The organism is Neisseria sp. HMSC065D04, assembly GCF_001815675.1.
Lineage (GTDB): Bacteria > Pseudomonadota > Gammaproteobacteria > Burkholderiales > Neisseriaceae > Neisseria.
Map to the genome: position 1 here is coordinate 22,672 of NZ_KV821525.1, position 641 is coordinate 23,312.

Consider the following 641-nt stretch of genomic DNA (forward strand, 5'->3'; position numbering starts at 1 on the left):
GCCTGCCGTCCAAACGCCGTCATGGCAGTACGCATCTTGATTACAATGGCTGGAGCGTGATGGTTATGTTTAACGACTGGGATAGAAACGTTAGGACTATCAATAGGTTTAAACGTAGTGGTTATGATGGAACAGATATTGTCGTTGATACCCGCACCCTGATTCCGGATCGGGCAATGATGCAGGTAACGCGCGGGGGATTTCATTGGGAAAACATTATCGGGAAAGACGGTATGCCCTACGAAGCCGACTTATATTTCAAACTGGATAATGATGACGCCTATATCGTACGCAGTTTTTTCTATATCCCTGCCGACAATAAGAAAGCCCCTGCCAACTGGAAAGCTAAAGAGAAAGAATTGATAGATGGCATGGAGAAAAAATTCCGTCAAGATTTCATCAACGGTTTGAAGACAAGACAGGAGTTTGAAGTACCGAACCGACACGGAATTTGCCTGATAGGCGGTTTTATCGCGGACGACGGCAAAAAACCGTTTGAAGTCCATAGCACCGTCGAATTTGCCAAACAACACGATATGAGTCTGGAAATCATGCACGGCGACGTACTGGAGGCAGGCGAGCCGACGCTGCTGCAACGTAAGGTAAATCTGGGGAAAGGCGCAATGGTTAAAGCGTTAACC

At 47.0% G+C, this 641-nt stretch carries 1 protein-coding gene; it reads left to right on the top strand.

Going from position 1 to position 641, the window contains the following annotated elements; genetic code table 11:
• Positions 1-176: 176 nt before the first annotated feature.
• A partial coding sequence (locus tag HMPREF3050_RS08840) for a T6SS immunity protein Tli4 family protein (RefSeq protein ID WP_246830254.1) occupies positions 177-641 on the top strand: 465 nt, incomplete at its 3' end.